Origin of the sequence: Streptococcus lactarius, assembly GCF_016642265.1 — a bacterium.
GTDB lineage: Bacteria > Bacillota > Bacilli > Lactobacillales > Streptococcaceae > Streptococcus > Streptococcus lactarius.
Window position 1 is genome coordinate 127408 of record NZ_MRXX01000007.1, and the last position, 2735, is coordinate 130142.

The window sequence follows — 2735 nt, forward strand, 5'->3', positions numbered from 1 at the left end:
AAAATAATTGAGAGGCTAGGACTTTTGTCCCAGCCTCTTCATTTATTCAAATTGACTTATTTATCTGTAAGAGCAGCCAATCCTGGAAGTTCTTTACCTTCAAGGAGTTCCATAGATGCACCACCACCAGTAGAGATCCATGAGAATTTGTCTGCACGTCCAAGGTTGATGGCAGCTGCTGCTGAGTCACCACCACCGATGATTGATTTAACGCCTGGTTGTTTCACGATAGCGTCCATCACACCGATTGTACCTGCTTGGAAGTCAGGGTTTTCAAACACACCCATTGGTCCGTTCCATACAACTGTTTTCGCACCCGTCAAGGCTTTGTCGAATTCAGCGATAGATTTAGGACCGATATCAAGACCAAGGAATCCTGGGTCTACTGCTTCACCTTCAGTGTCTTTCACTTCAGTGTAGTCAGCAAATGCGTTTGCTTCTTTTGAGTCAACTGGCAAGATCAATTTACCGTTTGCTTTTTCAAGAAGAGCTTTCGCTACATCCAATTTGTCTTCTTCTACAAGTGAGTTACCGATTTCGATACCTTGAGCTTTGTAGAATGTGTAAGTCATTCCGCCACCGATAAGGACTTTATCAGCTTTCGCAAGAAGGTTTTCGATAACACCGATCTTGTCAGATACTTTAGATCCACCAAGAATCGCTACGAATGGACGTTCTGGAGCTTCAACTGCTTCTTTGATGTAGGCAATTTCGTTTTCAAGAAGGAAACCAGCAACTGCTTTATCAACGTTTGCTGAAATACCAACGTTAGATGCGTGTGCACGGTGAGCTGTACCGAATGCATCGTTTACGAAGATACCATCTCCAAGTGATGCCCAGTATTTACCAAGTTCAGGATCGTTTTTAGATTCTTTCTTGCCATCAACATCTTCGAAACGAGTGTTTTCAACCAAGAGAACTTGTCCATCTTCAAGAGCGTTAACAGCTGCTTCCAATTCAGCACCACGTGTAACACCTGGGATAAATTTCACTTCTTGACCCAATTTAGCAGCCAAGTCAGCAGCTACAGGAGCAAGTGATTTACCTTCTTTGTCAGCTTCTTCTTTTACACGTCCAAGGTGAGAGAAGAGGATTGCACGTCCACCTTGTTCAAGGATATACTTGATTGTTGGGAGAGCAGCAGTGATACGGTTATCATTAGTGATCACACCGTCTTTTACAGGAACGTTGAAGTCAACACGAACGAGAACTTTTTTCCCTTTCAAGTCAACATCTTTAACAGTCAATTTTGCCATTGGATATGACTCCTTCTTTTTTTATTACATGATAATTATATCACAAAAGCTGTAAAAGAGATAGCAAAATTGATGATTTCTCCCTCTTATTGAGCAGGATTCCCTATGCTTTACCTGATTGGTATCTCCATTAGTAGAAAAAAGGTACAAAAAGAGGAGGTTGCCCTCCTCTCATCATACGCCTGAATTATTTAGCAATTTTTGCGAAGTATTCAAGAGTACGAACAAGTTGTGAAGTGTAAGACATTTCGTTGTCATACCATGAAACAACTTTAACCAATTGTTTACCGTCAACGTCAAGAACTTTAGTTTGAGTTGCGTCAAACAATGAACCGAATGACATACCTACGATATCAGAAGATACGATTGGATCTTCATTGTATCCGTATGATTCGTTAGAAGCTGCTTTCATAGCTGCGTTTACTTCATCAACAGTAACTTTCTTGTCAAGAACTGCTACCAATTCAGTTACTGAACCAGTTGGAACAGGAACACGTTGAGCAGCTCCGTCCAATTTACCGTTCAATTCAGGGATAACCAAACCGATTGCTTTAGCAGCACCAGTTGAGTTAGGAACGATGTTAGCTGCAGCAGCACGAGCACGGCGAAGGTCACCTTTACGGTGTGGTCCGTCAAGAACCATTTGGTCACCAGTGTAACCGTGGATAGTAGTCATCAAACCTTCAACGATACCGAAGTTGTCATGAAGAGCTTTAGCCATTGGAGCCAAACAGTTTGTAGTACATGAAGCACCTGAGATAACTGTTTCAGTACCATCAAGAATATCGTGGTTAGTGTTAAATACGACTGTTTTAACATCTGATCCACCAGGAGCAGTGATAACAACTTTCTTAGCACCACCAGCATGCAAGTGTTTTTCAGCAGCATCTTTCTTAGCAAAGAAACCAGTTGCTTCAAGGACGATTTCTACACCGTCGTTAGCCCAGTCGATTTGTTCTGGATCGCGTTCAGCAGAAACTTTAACGAATTTACCGTTAACTTCGAATCCACCTTCTTTAACTTCCACAGTACCGTCGAAACGACCTTGAGTTGTATCGTATTTCAACAAGTGTGCAAGCATAACTGGATCTGTAAGGTCGTTGATGCGAGTAACTTCAACACCTTCTACGTTTTGGATACGACGGAAAGCAAGACGTCCGATACGACCGAAACCGTTAATACCAACTTTAACTACCATTCGTGATTTCCTCCTTATGAAAATCAAAAAATTTTTATGTGAAAAGAGTAACTTGACACAGCGCCAAACATCTTTTAACAGTTTCTATTATATACTTTATTGCATTAAAAAGCAACTATTTCCCAACGAAAAGAAAGAGAATCTCCCTCAAGTTTTCCATTTCTATCCTTGTATTTCACAAAGTTCTTTTTTAGGTGACAGTATTTTGTCTCTCTTTCATTCACAAAGTTGGATAAAAAAGAAGAGAGTGGGACAGATCGTTAGAATTCGATTTCGTCGTC

2 protein-coding genes are annotated in these 2735 nt (G+C 41.0%); both read right to left on the reverse strand.

From position 1 onward, the window contains the following. Window positions 1-56: 56 nt before the first annotated feature. On the reverse strand, window positions 57-1256 hold the full coding sequence (locus BTU61_RS06025; RefSeq protein ID WP_200772778.1) for a phosphoglycerate kinase: 1200 nt from the start codon (window positions 1254-1256) through the stop codon (window positions 57-59). A 187-nt stretch (window positions 1257-1443) separates the two neighbouring features. Further along, window positions 1444-2454, reverse strand: a complete 1011-nt coding sequence (gene gap / locus BTU61_RS06030) for a type I glyceraldehyde-3-phosphate dehydrogenase (RefSeq protein WP_200772779.1) — start codon at window positions 2452-2454, stop codon at window positions 1444-1446. Between the last annotated feature and the right edge of the window lie 281 nt (window positions 2455-2735).